Origin of the sequence: Roseovarius conchicola (assembly GCF_041403425.1) — a bacterium.
Lineage (GTDB): Bacteria > Pseudomonadota > Alphaproteobacteria > Rhodobacterales > Rhodobacteraceae > Roseovarius > Roseovarius conchicola.
In genome coordinates this window covers 240,001-255,767 of the sequence record NZ_JBGEHK010000004.1, presented here as the reverse complement: position 1 = coordinate 255,767, position 15,767 = coordinate 240,001, and the positions used below count along the sequence as shown (strand labels likewise).

16 protein-coding genes are annotated in these 15,767 nt (G+C 57.3%); 12 read left to right on the top strand and 4 right to left on the bottom strand.

Features of this window, described 5'->3' with window-relative positions:
* Positions 1-35 precede the first annotated feature (35 nt).
* Positions 36-299 carry a hypothetical protein gene (locus tag V6N02_RS13315; protein WP_371226088.1) on the bottom strand — a complete coding sequence of 88 codons (264 nt, stop codon included), beginning with the start codon at positions 297-299 and terminating at the stop codon, positions 36-38.
* A gap of 87 nt (positions 300-386) precedes the next feature.
* Positions 387-653 carry a hypothetical protein gene (locus V6N02_RS13310; RefSeq protein WP_371226087.1) on the bottom strand — a complete coding sequence of 89 codons (267 nt, stop codon included), beginning with the start codon at positions 651-653 and terminating at the stop codon, positions 387-389.
* Positions 654-896: 243 nt separating this feature from the next.
* Here V6N02_RS13310 and clpB point away from each other — a divergent pair, with 243 nt between their 5' ends.
* The 6 genes from clpB to V6N02_RS13280 all read left to right on the top strand — a co-directional run bounded on the left by clpB (position 897) and on the right by V6N02_RS13280 (position 9,838).
* Positions 897-3,515: an ATP-dependent chaperone ClpB gene (clpB, locus tag V6N02_RS13305; protein ID WP_371226086.1), complete on the top strand. Its 2,619-nt coding sequence runs from the start codon at positions 897-899 to the stop codon at positions 3,513-3,515.
* Positions 3,516-3,724: 209 nt separating this feature from the next.
* Entirely contained in the window at positions 3,725-5,767 is a 2,043-nt protein-coding gene (locus V6N02_RS13300; protein ID WP_371226085.1) for a glycosyltransferase family 2 protein, read from the top strand.
* A 6-nt stretch (positions 5,768-5,773) separates the two neighbouring features.
* On the top strand, positions 5,774-6,706 hold the full coding sequence (locus V6N02_RS13295; RefSeq protein ID WP_371226084.1) for a hypothetical protein: 933 nt from the start codon (positions 5,774-5,776) through the stop codon (positions 6,704-6,706).
* A 202-nt stretch (positions 6,707-6,908) separates the two neighbouring features.
* On the top strand, positions 6,909-8,123 hold the full coding sequence (locus V6N02_RS13290) for a hypothetical protein (RefSeq protein WP_371226083.1): 1,215 nt from the start codon (positions 6,909-6,911) through the stop codon (positions 8,121-8,123).
* Positions 8,124-8,269: 146 nt separating this feature from the next.
* Entirely contained in the window at positions 8,270-9,127 is an 858-nt protein-coding gene (locus V6N02_RS13285; RefSeq protein ID WP_371226082.1) for a hypothetical protein, read from the top strand.
* Positions 9,128-9,151: 24 nt separating this feature from the next.
* Entirely contained in the window at positions 9,152-9,838 is a 687-nt protein-coding gene (locus tag V6N02_RS13280; RefSeq protein WP_371226081.1) for a hypothetical protein, read from the top strand.
* A gap of 63 nt (positions 9,839-9,901) precedes the next feature.
* Here V6N02_RS13280 and V6N02_RS13275 read toward each other — a convergent pair whose 3' ends face one another.
* Complete coding sequence (locus V6N02_RS13275) at positions 9,902-10,381, bottom strand: fasciclin domain-containing protein (protein WP_371226080.1); 480 nt, start codon at positions 10,379-10,381, stop codon at positions 9,902-9,904.
* 307 nt (positions 10,382-10,688) lie between these two features.
* Here V6N02_RS13275 and V6N02_RS13270 point away from each other — a divergent pair, with 307 nt between their 5' ends.
* The 6 genes from V6N02_RS13270 to V6N02_RS13245 all read left to right on the top strand — a co-directional run bounded on the left by V6N02_RS13270 (position 10,689) and on the right by V6N02_RS13245 (position 15,411).
* Positions 10,689-12,182 (top strand): FMN-binding glutamate synthase family protein, encoded by a 1,494-nt coding sequence (locus tag V6N02_RS13270; protein WP_371226079.1) that lies wholly within the window; start codon positions 10,689-10,691, stop codon positions 12,180-12,182.
* Positions 12,179-12,850: an HAD family hydrolase gene (locus tag V6N02_RS13265; protein ID WP_371226077.1), complete on the top strand. Its 672-nt coding sequence runs from the start codon at positions 12,179-12,181 to the stop codon at positions 12,848-12,850. The genes V6N02_RS13270 and V6N02_RS13265 overlap by 4 nt, the downstream gene beginning before the upstream one ends.
* 107 nt (positions 12,851-12,957) lie before the next feature.
* Positions 12,958-13,860 carry a protein-methionine-sulfoxide reductase catalytic subunit MsrP gene (gene msrP / locus V6N02_RS13260; protein ID WP_371226076.1) on the top strand — a complete coding sequence of 301 codons (903 nt, stop codon included), beginning with the start codon at positions 12,958-12,960 and terminating at the stop codon, positions 13,858-13,860.
* Positions 13,860-14,465, top strand: a complete 606-nt coding sequence (locus V6N02_RS13255) for a hypothetical protein (protein WP_371226075.1) — start codon at positions 13,860-13,862, stop codon at positions 14,463-14,465. The genes msrP and V6N02_RS13255 overlap by 1 nt, the downstream gene beginning before the upstream one ends.
* A 2-nt stretch (positions 14,466-14,467) precedes the next feature.
* The gene (gene msrQ / locus V6N02_RS13250) at positions 14,468-15,070 is read left to right on the top strand and encodes a protein-methionine-sulfoxide reductase heme-binding subunit MsrQ (RefSeq protein WP_371226073.1); all 603 of its coding nucleotides are present in this window, start codon (positions 14,468-14,470) and stop codon (positions 15,068-15,070) included.
* Positions 15,071-15,129: 59 nt separating this feature from the next.
* On the top strand, positions 15,130-15,411 hold the full coding sequence (locus tag V6N02_RS13245; RefSeq protein ID WP_371226072.1) for a DUF6455 family protein: 282 nt from the start codon (positions 15,130-15,132) through the stop codon (positions 15,409-15,411).
* Here the strand turns inward: V6N02_RS13245 and V6N02_RS13240 are convergent.
* Positions 15,391-15,618, bottom strand: a complete 228-nt coding sequence (locus V6N02_RS13240; RefSeq protein WP_371226071.1) for a hypothetical protein — start codon at positions 15,616-15,618, stop codon at positions 15,391-15,393. The two genes, V6N02_RS13245 and V6N02_RS13240, sit on opposite strands and share 21 nt — an antisense overlap.
* Positions 15,619-15,767: the final 149 nt, after the last annotated feature.

Sequence of the window (15,767 nt, the reverse complement as noted above, 5' to 3'; positions counted from 1 at the left end):
TAGACGCTGCCCTTGGGAACCGCAAGAACGCCTGTTTAGATGGGGAGGGCGCTTGGGGCGACCGTGATTTCTTCGGTCGTGTTGCGATATTCGGGCAGGCGTTTCATCTGCCGCAAAGCATCGGCCATCAGCCCATGGATCACATCACGCTGACCGGCAGCCCGCGCCAGATGGGTTGCAGCCTGAAGGCAGACGCGGCTTTCGTGGCAATCCACCAGCAGAGTCGCCTTATGACGCCCGGTTTCTTCGGAAAACCGACAGTCTTTCACTTCGACATTCAGGATATGCATTTTACTCACCATGATCACCTTATGGCGAAGCTACGTAAACAAAACGTATCCCGGAATGAGAATTCCGAACCGTGTTTCCCCTTCGCGGTTTTCGGCCTAAGCAGCCTTTGCGTGCAGCGAAAACATGCCGGTATCGCCAAGCGGGTGGTGCAGATACAGGCTGTTTTGCCGTTTGCCATGCATTTTGTGTGCCTTTTCGGTCAGACCACGGGCGATCACCGGGAATTCGGCAGTTAACGCCGCGCAAAGATGCACAGGATAGACATAAGCCACGCCATTCTCATGAATGGTGACGCGGGTTTCAAAGGCGCTGATTTCCGGATTATAGCGAATATCGGCAAATTTCAGTTTCTGAATGTTCATTCTGGGGCCTCATTCTTGTTGCTCGTTCCCGTCATCCAGCCTGTGGATAACTTGTGGATAAGTGGGGTTGGATGGCAATCGTTTAAGAGTTGCTCACGAAATTGTGGGGCGCTCGGCGGAAATTGGCCAATACTGTCTTGAAGTTGATCGGGCTGTTGCCCATCTCAGACGCAAGGTTTCCGAAGCCAGCATGCCTCAAAGAGGGTGCGGCGCAGGGGAACGCTTAGAAAAAGGAGAAAAGGGATGGACTTGAACAGGTTCACCGAGCGGTCGCGCGGATTTATTCAGGCCGCTCAAACAATAGCGATGCGGGAAAGCCATCAGAAACTGGCCCCCGAACACATTCTGAAAGCATTGATGGACGACGAGCAGGGGCTTGCCAGCAACCTGATCAAACGCGCGGGCGGTGATCCGGCGCGGGTTCTTCAGGCTGTCGACCTGGCCATGGGCAAAATCCCGAAGGTCACCGGTGACACTGGTCAGACCTACATGGATCAGCAAACTGCCAAAGTGCTGGATGAGGCCGAGAAACTGGCCAAGAAAGCGGGTGATAGCTTTGTGCCGGCCGAGCGGGTTCTGACCGCTCTTGCGATTGTGAAATCGGCGGCCAAGGACGCGCTGGATCAGGGGAACATCAGTGCCCAGTCATTAAACGAGGCGATCAACGATATCCGTAAGGGGCGCACCGCCGACACGGCCAGCGCCGAGGATACGTACGAGGCGTTGGAAAAATACGCCCGTGACCTGACCAAGGCCGCCGAAGAGGGCAAAATCGACCCGATCATTGGTCGCGATGACGAAATTCGCCGTGCTATGCAGGTGTTGTCGCGCCGCACCAAGAACAACCCGGTTCTGATCGGGGAACCCGGTGTGGGTAAAACCGCCATTGCCGAAGGGCTTGCCTTGCGCATCATCAACGGGGACGTGCCCGAAAGCCTGCATAACAAACGCCTGCTGTCGCTTGACATGGGGGCTTTGATCGCCGGTGCGAAGTACCGGGGTGAGTTCGAGGAGCGGCTCAAGGCCGTCTTGAATGAGGTCACCGATGCAGCGGGCGAAATCATTCTGTTCATTGATGAAATGCACACGCTTGTGGGTGCGGGTAAGGGTGATGGCGCTATGGACGCCGCCAACCTGATCAAGCCGGCCTTGGCGCGGGGTGAATTGCATTGTGTGGGTGCGACAACGTTGGATGAATACCGCAAACATGTGGAAAAAGACGCGGCCCTCGCGCGGCGCTTCCAGCCGTTGGTGGTGGAAGAGCCGACGGTCGAGGACACGGTGTCGATTCTGCGGGGCATCAAGGAGAAATACGAACTGCACCATGGTGTGCGTATTTCCGACAGTGCCTTGGTGACGGCGGCGACGCTCAGTCACCGCTACATCACCGACCGGTTCCTGCCCGATAAGGCGATCGACCTGATGGATGAGGCCGCCAGCCGCCTGCGCATGGAAGTGGACAGCAAACCCGAAGAGCTGGACGCGCTGGACCGCGAAATCCTGCAAAAGCAGATCGAGGCCGAGGCCTTGAAGAAAGAAGACGATGCCGCGTCCAAGGACCGGCTGGAAAAGCTGGAGAAAGAGCTGTCGGATCTGCAGGAGAAATCTGCTGAAATGACTGCTCAATGGCAGTCTGAACGGGACAAGCTGGCCGGGGCGCGTGACCTCAAGGAACAGTTGGACCGCGCGCGGATCGAGCTGGAGCATGCCAAGCGCGAAGGTGATCTGGGCAAGGCTGGTGAGCTGTCCTACGGTGTCATTCCGGCGCTGGAAAAACAGCTGGCCGAGGCCGAAGAAGCCGAGGAAAACGGCATGATGGTTGAAGAAGCCGTGCGCCCGGAACAGATCGCCCAGGTGGTTGAACGCTGGACCGGTATTCCCACTGCCAAGATGCTGGAAGGCGAGCGCGAGAAGCTGTTGGGTATGGAGGACAACCTGCATCGCCGTGTGATTGGCCAGAACCAGGCCGTCAAAGCGGTTTCCAACGCTGTGCGCCGCGCACGCGCCGGGCTGAACGATGAAAACCGCCCGCTGGGCAGTTTCTTGTTCCTCGGGCCGACTGGCGTTGGGAAAACTGAGCTAACCAAGGCCGTGGCCGAGTTCCTGTTTGATGATGACAGCGCCATGGTGCGCATCGATATGTCTGAATTCATGGAGAAACATTCGGTGGCGCGTCTGATCGGGGCACCTCCGGGCTATGTCGGGTATGACGAAGGCGGGGTTCTTACCGAAGCGGTGCGTCGTCGTCCCTATCAGGTTGTCCTGTTTGATGAGGTCGAAAAGGCGCATCCCGAAGTGTTCAACGTGCTGTTGCAGGTGCTGGATGATGGTGTGCTGACGGATGGCCAGGGTCGCACGGTGGACTTCAAACAGACGCTGATCATCCTGACCTCTAACCTAGGGTCTCAGGCGCTCAGCCAGTTGCCCGAAGGCTCGGATGCAAACGACGCCAAACGTGATGTGATGGATGCGGTCCGCTCGCATTTCCGGCCGGAATTCCTGAACCGGTTGGATGAGATCGTGATCTTCGACCGATTGGCCCGTGATCAGATGGATGCGATTGTCGATATCCAGATGGCGCGGTTGCTGAAACGTCTGGCAAGCCGCAAGATCACGCTGGAACTGGACGATGCGGCGCGGACTTGGCTGGCCGATGAAGGCTATGACCCGGTCTATGGTGCGCGGCCCCTGAAGCGGGTGATCCAGAAGGCGCTGCAGGATCCGTTGGCCGAGGCCCTGTTGGCCGGGGACGTGCTGGATGGGGCCACGGTTCCGGTCAGTGCCGGATCCGAGGGGCTGATCATCGGGGATCGCGTGGGCAGTACCAACCGCGAGCCTCCCGAGGATGCGGTCGTCCATTAACCAAAAACCAATCCACGCCCCGTAGGATCAACCTGCGGGGCGTTTTTCCCGACGTGCGACCTAATTGTTTCCACCACGGAAACAATTCAGGCAATTTGAGAGGGGCTGTTGCGAAAAACTGTGCGGCGCGCGTATAGTCTTGGCAGGAGACCCAACGCAGGTGTCCTGTCGCCGCGCGACCTAGTGAGAGCAGATAAAAAGTCCGAGTGATGGCAGAGCAGACAGCACCAGACAGCGAAAAACCGACCACACCGCTGTGGTTCGACGAATTGCGGCCCGGTGCCGGGACGTTGGGATTTCTGGAGAAGAACCTGCGCCACAGTCTTATGTTCATCAAACGCCCGTCAACCCGGCTTTTGGTGACATTCGACAACCTCTCCAACGTCAATGACACCGATCCTTTGCGCGAACCATGGGCGTTCAAATTTGCAAAGGACAGTGGACTCTCGCATCTGGGCGTCATGGCCCATGTCAGCGACTGGTATCGCGATGCCGATCTGATCGCCCGCTTTGAGACCCTTGTAAAAGATGGTTTTTTTGAAGGCTATGACCGCGTGGTTTTTGCCGGTGTTTCGATGGGTGGCTATGCGGCAATGGCCTTTGGGTCGTTGGTCGAAGGCGCACATGTGATCGCGGTGAATCCGCAAACCACGCTGAATACCGATCTGGTTCCATGGGAGACGCGCTATGAAAACGGCCGTCGTCAGGATTGGACCTTGCCATTGGGCGATGCAGCTGCGTTGACGGGGAAACTGGGGCGTGTGAACCTGTTTTATGATCCCTATCACGCGCTGGATCAGCAGCATATCGACCGGCTGAGTGGTGACAACCTGCACATCTACAAATGTTGGTATTCCAGCCACAAAACGGCTGTGTTCCTGCGCAAGATCGGCGCACTGAAATCGGTGATGCAGCATTGCATCTTCGATGAATTGACCGACCCGGTGTTTTATAAACTCTACCGCAACCGTCGCAATTTGCCATGGTTCCGCGGGTCGGTTGCAGGATATTTCTCCGATAAAGGCCGCGTCGAGATGGCCGACCGTTTCTCGCGGGCTTTTCGCAAGCGCATTCGCCAACGGGCCAAGGCCGAAGCAGCCAAAGCGCCTGCGCCAGAGCCTGCCCCCAAAGAGGTGGCCACTGTCCCGGATCCCAGCCCGGTACCTAAATCCGAGCGGATCAAAGGCCAGCCAGAGCACTCGACCAAGATCATCGCCCCTGAGAACGCAGGGAAGAAAGCCCCCGCCACGATCAAACAGACGGATATGGGCAAGCGTCTGATCGTCACCACGATGAAGAACGAAGCCCCCTTCATGCTGGAATGGGTGGCGTATAACCGCGCGATCGGTTTCACCGATTTCCTGATCTACACCAATGATTGCGATGATGGCACCGACAAGATCGCCGAGCGCCTGCAGGAAATGGGCCTGGCCCAGCATCGCGACAACCAGTTCCGCAAAGGCGGTAGCCCGCAACGCACCGCACTGAAAAAAGCGGTGAACGAACCGATCTATCAGGAAGCTGATTGGCTGATCTGTGCGGATTGCGACGAGTTCTTGAATATCCGCGCGGGCAAGGGGCGGCTGGATGATCTGTTTGCCGCCGTGGGGGACGCGGATGCGATTTCTGTTTGCTGGAAGCTGTTCGGCAATAGCGGCCATGTCACCTATACCGAGGATTTCATCACCGAGCGCTTTGATCGCAGCGCGGGCGAGCATGAATACCCCAATTTCCGCGCCCGGGGCATGAAAACGCTGGTGCGCAACAATGAACGCTTTCTGAAGCTGCGCATTCACCGTCCGGCCTTCAAACTGGATCAGGGCGATGTGAAATGGGTCGATGCGGGCGGACGACCGATGCCAAGTGCCTATCTGGATGGCGGGTGGAAATCCCACGAGGCCTTCACCCATGATTACGCGCGCCTGCATCATTATGCGGTGCGCTCGGTCGAAAGCTTTTTGGTCAAGCGGGATCGCGGGCGCACCAATCATGTGAATGACGACCAGGGTATCAATTACTGGTCGACGATGAATTTCAACACCGAGCGCGATGTTTCAATCCATGCGCGCCTGCCTGGGCTGCGCAAAGAATTTGCCAAGCTGATGCAGGATCCTGAACTGGCGCGCCTGCATGAACAGGCTTGCACATGGCATCGCGGGAAGATCAAGGGCCTGTTAGCGCGTGACGGATGGGCCGAGTTTCGCGATCAGATCACTGCGATCAACGCCGCGCCCGAGTTGGAGAAGAGCTAGGCACACATGGCCAAGGAGACGCCTTATGTCGTGGTGCATGGCGGGGTTCACAAAACCGCCACCAGCTATGTGCAGTCGATCCTGCAGCGTAATGCCGGCAAGTTGCGCAAAAACGGCGTGCATTACATCCATCACCGTGACACCCGCAAGGATTACACCTATCCCTGCCAACTGAACGGGTATGAAAAGCTGGGCCTTGGGTTTCGGCGCAAGTATTCGGACGCCGAATTGGCAAAAGAGGCCAAAAAGTTCTTCAAGAAGGTCAAGGCCAAGCCCGGCGAGCGGATCATCCTGTCGGATGAAAATATGCCCGGCCATTGCGGGCAATGCGTGCGCACCGGCGAGTTGTATCAACGCCGCGACACGCTGATCCCGATTTTTGCGCAGAACATCATCTACCCGGTGCGTGAGGTGCATCTGGCGATCCGCGAATATGGCGACTTCTTCGCCTCGGCCTATGTCGAATTCCTGCGCTCGGCCAAGGGCGAGAACGTGTTTTCCGAAGCACAGATGAAACGCGAATTGCTGTCGCGTGTGCCCAGTTGGGTGGCGTTTGTCGAGGTGGTGAAAAATGCCTTTCCCGACGCCCGATTGATCCTGTGGCGACACGAGGATTTTCGGGTGTTGTCCCCACGGATCATCGGCAACCTGATCGGCCCGGATATTGACCCTAAGGCGCTGGTCACGCCCAAACGGTCGCGCGGGCGCCCCTCGGCGTCACACCGCGCCATTCGCGAATTGCTGAGTGAGATCGAACGCATCGGCGGCGAGGCCGCTTTGGCCAAACGCGTTGAAATTCAGGACAAATATCCGCGCGGCCCGGACTTTCCGGGCTACGATCCCTGGAGCGCGAGCGAACGTGCGCATCTGGCCCGCGTTTATGAGCGCGACATCGAGGCGGTTCGCCGTCTTGACGGGATCACATTTCTGACCCCCTAGGCCTGCCAGACATCAAGACGATGTTTTGGCAGGATTTTCCTGGTCCTTGCCCCATTTCTGCCCAATTCCGTGTCTAGTTATTGTTAACGGGTGCTTAATCATGCGCCTTTATGGTCGAGCAGTAACGAGGGTCTGACTTGGGCAATTTGCTTGAAGGCAAATGCGAAAGTTGCAAAAAAAGACCCCACGAAATGGAAAACAGATGGCAGGTATTTCACAAGTGGACTCTGTGCCTTTGATGCTCTTTTACGGGCAAAGCTGGATGGGGCAGAACAGTAACAACGGTCGCGTCTTACACGAGAACCCGTACCCCGAGCACGCCTTGATGCTGGGTGGTTACAATGCGCTGGTCGTGCGTGAACGTGGGGCAATCACCAAGCCATTCGATGATTTCTGCCCGGCCCATGACATCGACGAGAAAGTGCAAAGCGTCGTGTCGCCCTTCCTTTATCGCTATGTTGCCGAAGCCCTTCAAGATGGCCGCCCGCCGACGTGCGTGGGTCACTCCAGTGCCGTCAGCGGGGCACGACTGGAGCAATTGTTGCCCGAACATGATCCTCATTACGAGGCCAATTCAGCCGGGTTCAACAACCTGATGCTGGCGATTGATGCGCATCTTAGTGCGGCCGCCAAGCGTGGTATGGGCGGGCATGTTCCCTATCTGATTTTCTGTCAGGGGGCGGGCAACCGTATGATGCCCAAAGACGAATATGTCGTGTTGCTTGAGCATTTGCTGGACACGGTGCAGGCCGCCATTGTTGAACGTACGGGTCAGTCCGATGTACCCCATATCCTGATGATACAGCCCCCGGGCAAAGGCAATGGCGGGGCGTGGCCCTGTCTGCAAGGGCAGGTCGAACTCTGCGCGCGCCGTTCTGATATCACTTTGACCGTATCAGGCTGGGCTGTTGAGCAACATGACCGGACCCATTTCTCGGGTCAGGGCGCTGTCGCGGTGGGAGAACTCTGCGCAATTGTTGCCCGTGGCATCGAGCAGGGCACCCCCAGTGGCTTTGGTGCGCCCTTCATCAAATCCGTGCGCCGTAAAGACACTCAGGAACTGGAAGTGGAAATTGCCGCGTCCGGTGAGATTATCGTGGATACCGAGCAATCTTCACCACGTCATCAGGTGCGTGGTGCGCCCGTCCCCTCCTACGGGTTTGAAGCACCGGACAAGGCACCAAGCAAGGTCGCGGTGGAAGCGCGCAAAATCGTCCTGAAATTCGAAAAGGACGTGCCTCAAAGCCTGGCCTATGCCTATCATGCGGGGTCTGATTTTCTGATCAGCCGCAATGACAAGTCCAACCAATCGGCCAACCGTGGCAACCTGCGGATGAAACAGGGTTGGAAAAGCCATTTCCTGCCGCGCAACCTGCATCATTGGGTGGCCTCGGGCCATATGGCGATCGGCGATTGAGTAGGGTTTCTGCATGGCAATTGTGCTGAAACAAACGATTGCCGCCTGTCAGGACTGACGATAGAGTGCTGCCAAAATGAGCAAAAGAACGTATCGCGTGCCACAGGCTTAGGCAGGAGCGCGGGACGGCTAAGTGGGCAGTCACAATGAGTAAAGAGCATCAGATCGCAATGCTGTGGGTCGAAGGCCCGCTCAGCTATGTCGAACAACTCTGTGTGCAATCTTTTCTAGATGCCGGGCACGAGGTGACGCTTTATCACTATGGCGAAGTGGATCGCGTGCCCGAAGGGGCGAGCAAGGTCCATGGCAGTGAAATCCTGGATCGGGATGATTTTATCTCACACAGTCGCACGGGCAGCATGGCGCTGTTTTCGGACGTGTTTCGCTATCACATGCTGAGCAAGCTGGATCGCACGATCTGGGCAGACACTGATGCCTATTGCATGCGCCCCTTCCGAACGCCGACCGGGCATTTCTATGGCTGGGAAAGCGAACATCACATCAATGGTGGCGTGCTGGGTTTTCCTCAGGATAGCGAGGCGCTGGCCGGTCTGCTTGAGATGTCGGGTGATGAATATGGGATTCCGTTCTGGTATGGCGAGGCGGCAAAGGCCAAGTTGCAGGCACTGGCCGATGCCGGAATGCCGACGCATGTCAGCGACCTGCCCTGGGGTGTCTGGGGGCCGCATGCGGTGACCGCCTATGTGCATAAAACCGGCGAGGATAAGTATGCCTTCCCGCGCGATGTCCTCTATCCGGTGCCTTTCCCGAACCGTCGGCATATGGTCAATGGTCGGCGCCGCGCCTCGGCCGAGTCGTTCCTGACCGAGAACACGGTGTCGATCCATCTTTATGGCCGCCGCATTCGCGAATTTCTGGCCAGCCGCGAGGGTGGGCTGCCCGATGAGGGCGGGTTGATTGATCACTTGTTGAAAAAGCACAAGATTGACCCGCACGCAGCACCCATTCCTGTTAAGGAAAAGAAGGCCGCGAAGGCCGAGTGATATGTCAAAGGGCAGGGGAATAGCATGAGCGATAAAGCAGAAAACCTGACCGATCTGGCGGATCGCTATGGTTCGGACAAAGGGTCAACCAAGCATCGCTATACCGAGCTCTATCACATGCTGTTCCACCCCTACAGGCGGCGCAAGATCACCTTTCTTGAGATGGGCCTTCTGATCGGTGGCCCAGAGCATGGCATCGACAAGGACCGTAAAACCGAAGATTGCCCCTCGATCCGCATGTGGCTGGAGTATTTTCCGAATGCCAATATCCACGGGCTGGATGTATCGGACTTCTCATGGTTCAAGCACGAGCGGTTTACCTTTCACCGCTGTGACATGGACGACCGTGCCGAGATTGCCCGCGCGGCGCAAGAGATCACGCCCGCGCCGGACATTATCATTGATGACGCCAGCCATGCCTCGCATCATCAGCAAAACGGGTTTCTCGAGATGTTTCCCCGGCTGGCTTCGGGCGGGCTTTACGTGATCGAGGATCTGCGCTGGCAGCCTGAGCCTTACGAGAAGCCGGGCATCACCAAGACGGCTGCGTTGTTCCGCAGTTTTCAGGACGATCGCAAGTTCACTCATTCTGATCCGGCGGTGGCCGAAGAGTTCAACGCCCTGATCCCCGAGATTTCAGCCTGCATTATCGAGCCGGTGAAGTATCAAAGAAAACGCCGCGATCAGGTGATGGTGGTGCACAAGCGGTAGACCTTCGCGCGAAATGCAAAAGGGCGGCCTTCAAGGCCGCCCCAGCATCGCATCCCCATGGAATTACTTCGGCAGGATCACCGCGTCGATGACGTGGATCACACCGTTAGAGGCTTCGATATCGGCCGTTACGACGTTTGCGCCATCCACGGTCACTCCGCCTTCTGTCATGATCTTGACGTCTCCACCTTGGACGGTCGTTGCCATCATTTCATTGCTCAGGTCACCCGACATCACTTTGCCCGGCACCACGTGATAGGTCAGCACAGCGACCAATTGGTCTTTGTTTTCGGGCTTCAGGAGGTCTGCAACCGTGCCTTCGGGCAGGGCGGCAAAGGCATCATCGGTGGGGGCGAAAACGGTGAAGGGACCGTCACCTTTCAGCGTGTCGACCAGACCAGCGGCTTCGACAGCGGCCACGAGCGTTGTAAAGCTGCCCGCTTTCACGGCTGTATCCACGATATCTTTGCTGTGGCCATCCGCGAGGGCAGGGCCTGCCATCAGGGCGGCGGCGGTCAGGGCAAGGTAGGTTCTGCGAAACATGTGTCGTCTCCTGTTAAATCTGTTGCTTCACTGCCAAAACGGCATTGAGTGAGGGTTACGCCATCAGAACCGTCTTGGATCAGCGGGGAAATCTGCCGATTGCATTTGACAAAAAAGCTGCAAGGCCTAAGCCCGCCCGCCCAGACATTTCCAATAAAAAATATGTGAGAATTGGCGAGATTTCGTGACTGCCGGCCCATGTCTTACCGGAAATCTCCTGCCTTTCCGCTCTTGGCAGTTGTACTGGCTGCCCCACACTTCATAGTAAGATGACATAGTGCGACGGTGAACAGCGAAAGGGCCAACCATGGATTATGCATTTCGGGTGCTGGAGGTGCTGGCGCTTTCGTTTGCGTTTGTTCTGGGCGCCCTTTTTCTCACGGTGCTGGTGTTTTTTGTTCTGGACAAAACCCAGACCGGCGATGCCATCCGGCGCAATTATCCGGTGATCGGGCGGTTTCGCCATTGGTTCAGTGCGCTGGGCGAGTTCTTTCGCCAGTATTTCTTTGCGATGGATCGTGAGGAAATGCCGTTCAACCGCGCACAACGCGATTGGGTCAAACATGCTTCGGATGGATCGGGCAACACCGTGGCGTTCGGATCAACCCGGAATCTGTCGATCCCCGGCACGCCGATTTTCGTAAATGCCGCCTTCCCGCCACTGGACGATCAGTTTGCCAGCACGGAACCCATGCAGATCGGGCCGACAGCTGCTATACCCTTCATGGCCAAGTCGATCTTTAACATCTCGGGGATGAGTTACGGCGCCATTTCGCGCCCAGCTGTCGAGGCGCTCAGCCGCGGGGCGGCCAAGGCCGGTATCTGGCTGAACACGGGCGAGGGGGGGTTGTCACCCTTTCACAAATTGGGCGCTTGCGATCTGGTTTATCAAATCGGCACGGCCAAGTACGGGGTGCGGGACGAGCACGGCAATCTGGATGACGACAAACTGCGCGAAGTGGCGGCACATCCGCAGGTCAAGATGTTTGAACTGAAACTGGCCCAAGGGGCGAAACCCGGCAAGGGTGGCATCCTGCCCGGTGAAAAGGTCAATAGTGAGATTGCGGACATTCGCGGTATCAAAGTGGGGCACGACAGCATTTCACCGAACCGGCACCGCGATATCAACGACTATAATGAGTTGCTGGATATGATCGTGCACATCCGCGAGGTGTCGGGCAAACCGGTGGGGTTCAAAACCGTGGTTGGCTCGTCCGATGCGTGGGACGCGTTGTTCGAATTGATCGTCGAGCGTGGCACAGATTGCGCGCCGGATTTCATCGTGATTGATGGCGGCGAAGGGGGCACTGGTGCCGCGCCGATGCCGTTGATTGATCTTGTCGGGATGCCCATTCGCGAGGCGCTGCCCCGAATGGTGGATCTGCGCGACCGGCACGGGTTGAAAGAGCGCATTCGCATTATAGCCAGCGGCAAGATGGTCAATCCCGGCGATGTGGCCTGGGCGATCTGTGCCGGGGCCGATTTCGTTACTTCGGCACGCGGGTTCATGTTCGCGCTGGGCTGCATCCAGGCGCTAAAATGCAACAGGAATACTTGCCCCACAGGCATCACCACCCATGATCCGCGCCTGCAGGCCGGGCTGGTGGTTGAGGACAAATATGTAAAGGTGGCCAATTACGCCAAGTCGGTGATCAAAGAGGTGGAAACCATCGCCCATTCCGTCGGCGTGGCCGAACCGCGCCTGATGCGGCGGCGACATGTAAGGATCGTGCAGGGCGATGGCAGTTCGATTCCGCTGAACAAGATCCGACCCAGCCATAACGCGCATCTGGTGCCATGAATGGTGCATTAACATGGCCTGCTGCGGTTTTGTTTGATTGTGATGGGGTGCTGGTAGACAGCGAACCCATAACCAACCGGCTCTTACGTGACGACCTTGCGGCGCACGGGCTGGATGTCCCGCTGGAACAGATAATGACCTTGTCTGTGGGCGGCACCATGGAAGGTGTGGCCGAAGCGGCTCGCCAACGCGGCGCGATATTGCCCGACGATTGGGTCGACCGGTTCTACCAAATCATGTTCGCAGGGCTGGAGCACGAAGTGGAGGCGGTTCCGGGTGTCAGCGCGGTGCTGGATCACCTTATTGCCGCGGGCATCGGAATCGCCGTGGGCTCGAACGGGCCGCGCGCCAAGATGGACATCACCCTCCACCGTACCGGCCTGATGGATCGCCTGTTTCCGCATATCTATTCCGCCCGCGATCTGGCGCATCCCAAACCGGCTCCGGATGTCTACTTACATGCGGCCCGGCAATTAGGTGTCGCGCCAAGGGCCTGCGTTGTTGTCGAGGACAGCGCATCGGGGGCACAGGCGGCGGTGGCGGCGGGGATGCCCTGTATCGGTTTCGCGCCCGCCCATATGCCTTCTGATCAGGCCGAGAAACTGGCGCGTCATTGCAATAGCGTGATCGCGGACATGTCGATGCTGCCCCGTCACATTGGCCTTTGAGCGGTTTGTTACAGCAACCGAACTGTTCGTGAGCCGAGTTGTTTTGCGCGGTTTACCGACACAGGTTAGGCCAAGACACGGGAACGTATCGTATTAAGGAGCGGCACATGGCCTATCGTTGGAAAAACACCCTGAAAGACAGCGACGTCACGGACGAGGCCGTTTGGCTGAACCGTCGCCAGTTGATGGCCGGGGCCGCTGCGGGTGTCGGACTGGCCAGTGTGGCGCAGACCGCCCATGCCGAGGCGCTGGAGCCGACAAGCTGGGAGGATATCACCAGCTATAACAACTATTATGAATTCGGCACCGGCAAGGAAGATCCGGCGCGCAATGCTCACACGCTGACCATCTCGCCCTGGACGGTGAAAATCGACGGTTTGGTCGACCGCCCCGGCGACTATGATTTTGCCGATATCATGTCCAAAATGACGATTGAGGAACGCCTCTATCGGTTCCGCTGTGTCGAGGCCTGGTCGATGGTGATCCCCTGGAACGGGTTTGAACTGGCCGATCTGCTGGAATTGGCAGGCGTGCAGTCTGGCGCGAAATATGTGGCGTTTGAAACCGCCAATCGCCCGGATGAAATGCCCGGTGTCAGGTTTCCCACGCTTGACTGGCCCTATGTTGAGGGCCTGCGCATGGACGAGGCGATGCACCCGCTGACCATCATGGCCACAGGGATCTATGGCAAGGATATCCCTAACCAGAATGGCGCGCCGCTGCGTTTGGTGGTGCCGTGGAAATATGGCTTCAAATCTATCAAGTCGATCGTGCGCATCACTCTGACCGAAGATGAACCGCCCACCAGCTGGAACAAGGCCAACGCCCGCGAATATGGTTTCTATAGTAATGTGAACCCCGAGGTGGATCACCCGCGTTGGTCGCAGGCGTCCGAACGCGTTGTCGGTGGCGGGTTGTTTGCCAAACGGCAGGACACGCTGATGTTCAACGGATATGCCGATGAGGTGGCCAGCCTTTATGACGGCATGGACCTGCGCAAGTTCTATTGATGATGCGTTTACTGTTCAGGATGGCAGCTTTTGTTATGTTGACTGCTGGCCAAGTCTCTGCAGAGAACTCCGATTGGCAAGCGCCTCCCGTCGACAAAAGCAACGCTGTTCTGAACACGATGACGTCAGGTTGGGGCGAAAACTTTGAAACGGCAAAAGGTGAAATGATTGTCTTGGGGCCAGATGGGGCCGACGGCAGATACCATCCCGGGACTGAGAGTTTTTGGAAAGCCATTCTGGACGCGGATTCAGCTGGGCTGGTAGGGTATGCGGCGCCGACGGATGGTGTTGGAATGTCGTACTATCCTCCTTTTACCGTTTGGTTTCCGATTGCGGAAGGAATGGCGGAATTCAGAAGCGGCACCAAGAAAGAAATGCAAGGTATCTGGGACGACCCCAGTCGCCGCATGTGGGTCGTCAATTCTCTGGACCTATTCGAACAGGAACATAAACCGCCAGTCGAGATGATCTTTGTTATCTTCAAGCTCGATTTCGAAGCGGGCGAAGAACCCGGGGTTTGCCATGCCCGACAAGTTGTCACCATTCTCTACACCGGGGCGGCGGATGAGACTGCACTCGTGACTTGCCTTGAGGCGCTGCATTGAAGATGATTGATGCCCTGAACAGTGCTTTCCGGCGCATTCCGGCCTGGCCGATCTATTCGGTCTCGCTGGGTTATGCGGGGTGGCTCCTGTGGTTGGGCATCGACAATCAATTAGGGGCCGAGCCGGTGAAGGCGTTAGAGCATCTGCTGGGCGAGGCCGCGCTTTATCTATTGGTGGCGGGGCTGGCGATCACGCCACTGCGCCGCTGGGTGGGGCTGAACCTGCTGAAATACCGCCGCGCCATTGGTCTGGCCTGTTTCTTCTTCGTTTCCTGCCATTTGCTGACCTGGGCAGTGCTGGATGTGCAGCGCCTGAACGAGGTCTGGGCCGATATCGTGAAGCGCCCCTATATAACGGTGGGGATGGCGGCATTTGTGCTGATGATCCCGCTGGCGGTGACGTCGAACAATCTGTCGCTGCGCCGGTTGGGTTCGGCATGGCGCAAACTGCATAAGCTGACTTATCTGATCGCTGTTCTTGGGGCGGTGCATTACCTGCTTCTGGTAAAGGGTTGGCAATTGAAACCGATGGTGTTTCTGGCCGTGATCGTGATCCTGCTGGCGTTGAGGTTGAAAACGCCTGTCTGGCAAGCCCGCAAGATTTAACGTCGGGTTAGTGTTCTGCCTCTATGTTGAACCCTGCGGGGCGAGCAGAGGTAGCGCGTATGAGACGGTCTATCCTGAGAATTCCGGCCTCCTATCGTGGTCTGATGGAAAACATGACCCGGGCCATGGGCTTGAAAGTGATCGACGACGCCGAAACCTTGAACCTGAGCCCCGAAGATGTCGAACGTCTGATGCACAGGTGTACGCAGTGCTGTGGTCAGACGGAATACGCCGGCCTGATTGCAAAAGCACAAGGCAAGATGGCCGAGCCACCGCAGTTCTGTCCGAACCGCAAGGCGGTGTCCTTTCTCAAACAGAAATCAGATCAGATAGAGAGATGAGAGAGCTCGCCATGGGCTGCTGCGTTCGGCCTTGAGCAGCTTTGCGCGTTTCGCAAAAGGCGACGGCACGTCCTGCGCCTGATTTGTAACCTCACCGCCTGATTCATTGGCGGTAGGAGAATCGGAAAAACAGCTCCGATCGCTCAAAACGACCGGAATCAGAGGCGCGGAGCAGAAGTTTTCAGCCAGCGAAGACGATTCCATCATGGAATCGGGGGCGGGTCGGGCGAGTCGTCATCGAAAATGCCCTGAATCGGCCCAGAATCCGCTTGGCCCTTGCTGAGATGCCTGTGGATATCTCTGTATCTGGGGTCGCTGGGGGCGTTTTCGCGGTAAGAAAATTGCCACAGAAGGCG

Excerpts from the sequence above, each read along its gene's own strand:
- V6N02_RS13240 (WP_371226071.1), bottom strand. The coding sequence starts at position 15,618 with ATGATGGAATCGTCTTCGCTGGCTGAAAACTTCTGCTCCGCGCCTCTG.
- msrP (WP_371226076.1), top strand. The coding sequence starts at position 12,958 with ATGGCCTATCGTTGGAAAAACACCCTGAAAGACAGCGACGTCACGGAC.
- V6N02_RS13270 (WP_371226079.1), top strand. The coding sequence starts at position 10,689 with ATGGATTATGCATTTCGGGTGCTGGAGGTGCTGGCGCTTTCGTTTGCG.
- V6N02_RS13275 (WP_371226080.1), bottom strand. The coding sequence starts at position 10,381 with ATGTTTCGCAGAACCTACCTTGCCCTGACCGCCGCCGCCCTGATGGCA.
- V6N02_RS13285 (WP_371226082.1), top strand. The coding sequence starts at position 8,270 with ATGAGTAAAGAGCATCAGATCGCAATGCTGTGGGTCGAAGGCCCGCTC.
- msrQ (WP_371226073.1), top strand. The coding sequence starts at position 14,468 with ATGATTGATGCCCTGAACAGTGCTTTCCGGCGCATTCCGGCCTGGCCG.
- V6N02_RS13290 (WP_371226083.1), top strand. The coding sequence starts at position 6,909 with ATGGCAGGTATTTCACAAGTGGACTCTGTGCCTTTGATGCTCTTTTAC.
- V6N02_RS13245 (WP_371226072.1), top strand. The coding sequence starts at position 15,130 with ATGAGACGGTCTATCCTGAGAATTCCGGCCTCCTATCGTGGTCTGATG.
- V6N02_RS13295 (WP_371226084.1), top strand. The coding sequence starts at position 5,774 with ATGGCCAAGGAGACGCCTTATGTCGTGGTGCATGGCGGGGTTCACAAA.
- V6N02_RS13280 (WP_371226081.1), top strand. The coding sequence starts at position 9,152 with ATGAGCGATAAAGCAGAAAACCTGACCGATCTGGCGGATCGCTATGGT.
- V6N02_RS13255 (WP_371226075.1), top strand. The coding sequence starts at position 13,860 with ATGATGCGTTTACTGTTCAGGATGGCAGCTTTTGTTATGTTGACTGCT.
- V6N02_RS13310 (WP_371226087.1), bottom strand. The coding sequence starts at position 653 with ATGAACATTCAGAAACTGAAATTTGCCGATATTCGCTATAATCCGGAA.
- clpB (WP_371226086.1), top strand. The coding sequence starts at position 897 with ATGGACTTGAACAGGTTCACCGAGCGGTCGCGCGGATTTATTCAGGCC.
- V6N02_RS13300 (WP_371226085.1), top strand. The coding sequence starts at position 3,725 with ATGGCAGAGCAGACAGCACCAGACAGCGAAAAACCGACCACACCGCTG.
- V6N02_RS13265 (WP_371226077.1), top strand. The coding sequence starts at position 12,179 with ATGAATGGTGCATTAACATGGCCTGCTGCGGTTTTGTTTGATTGTGAT.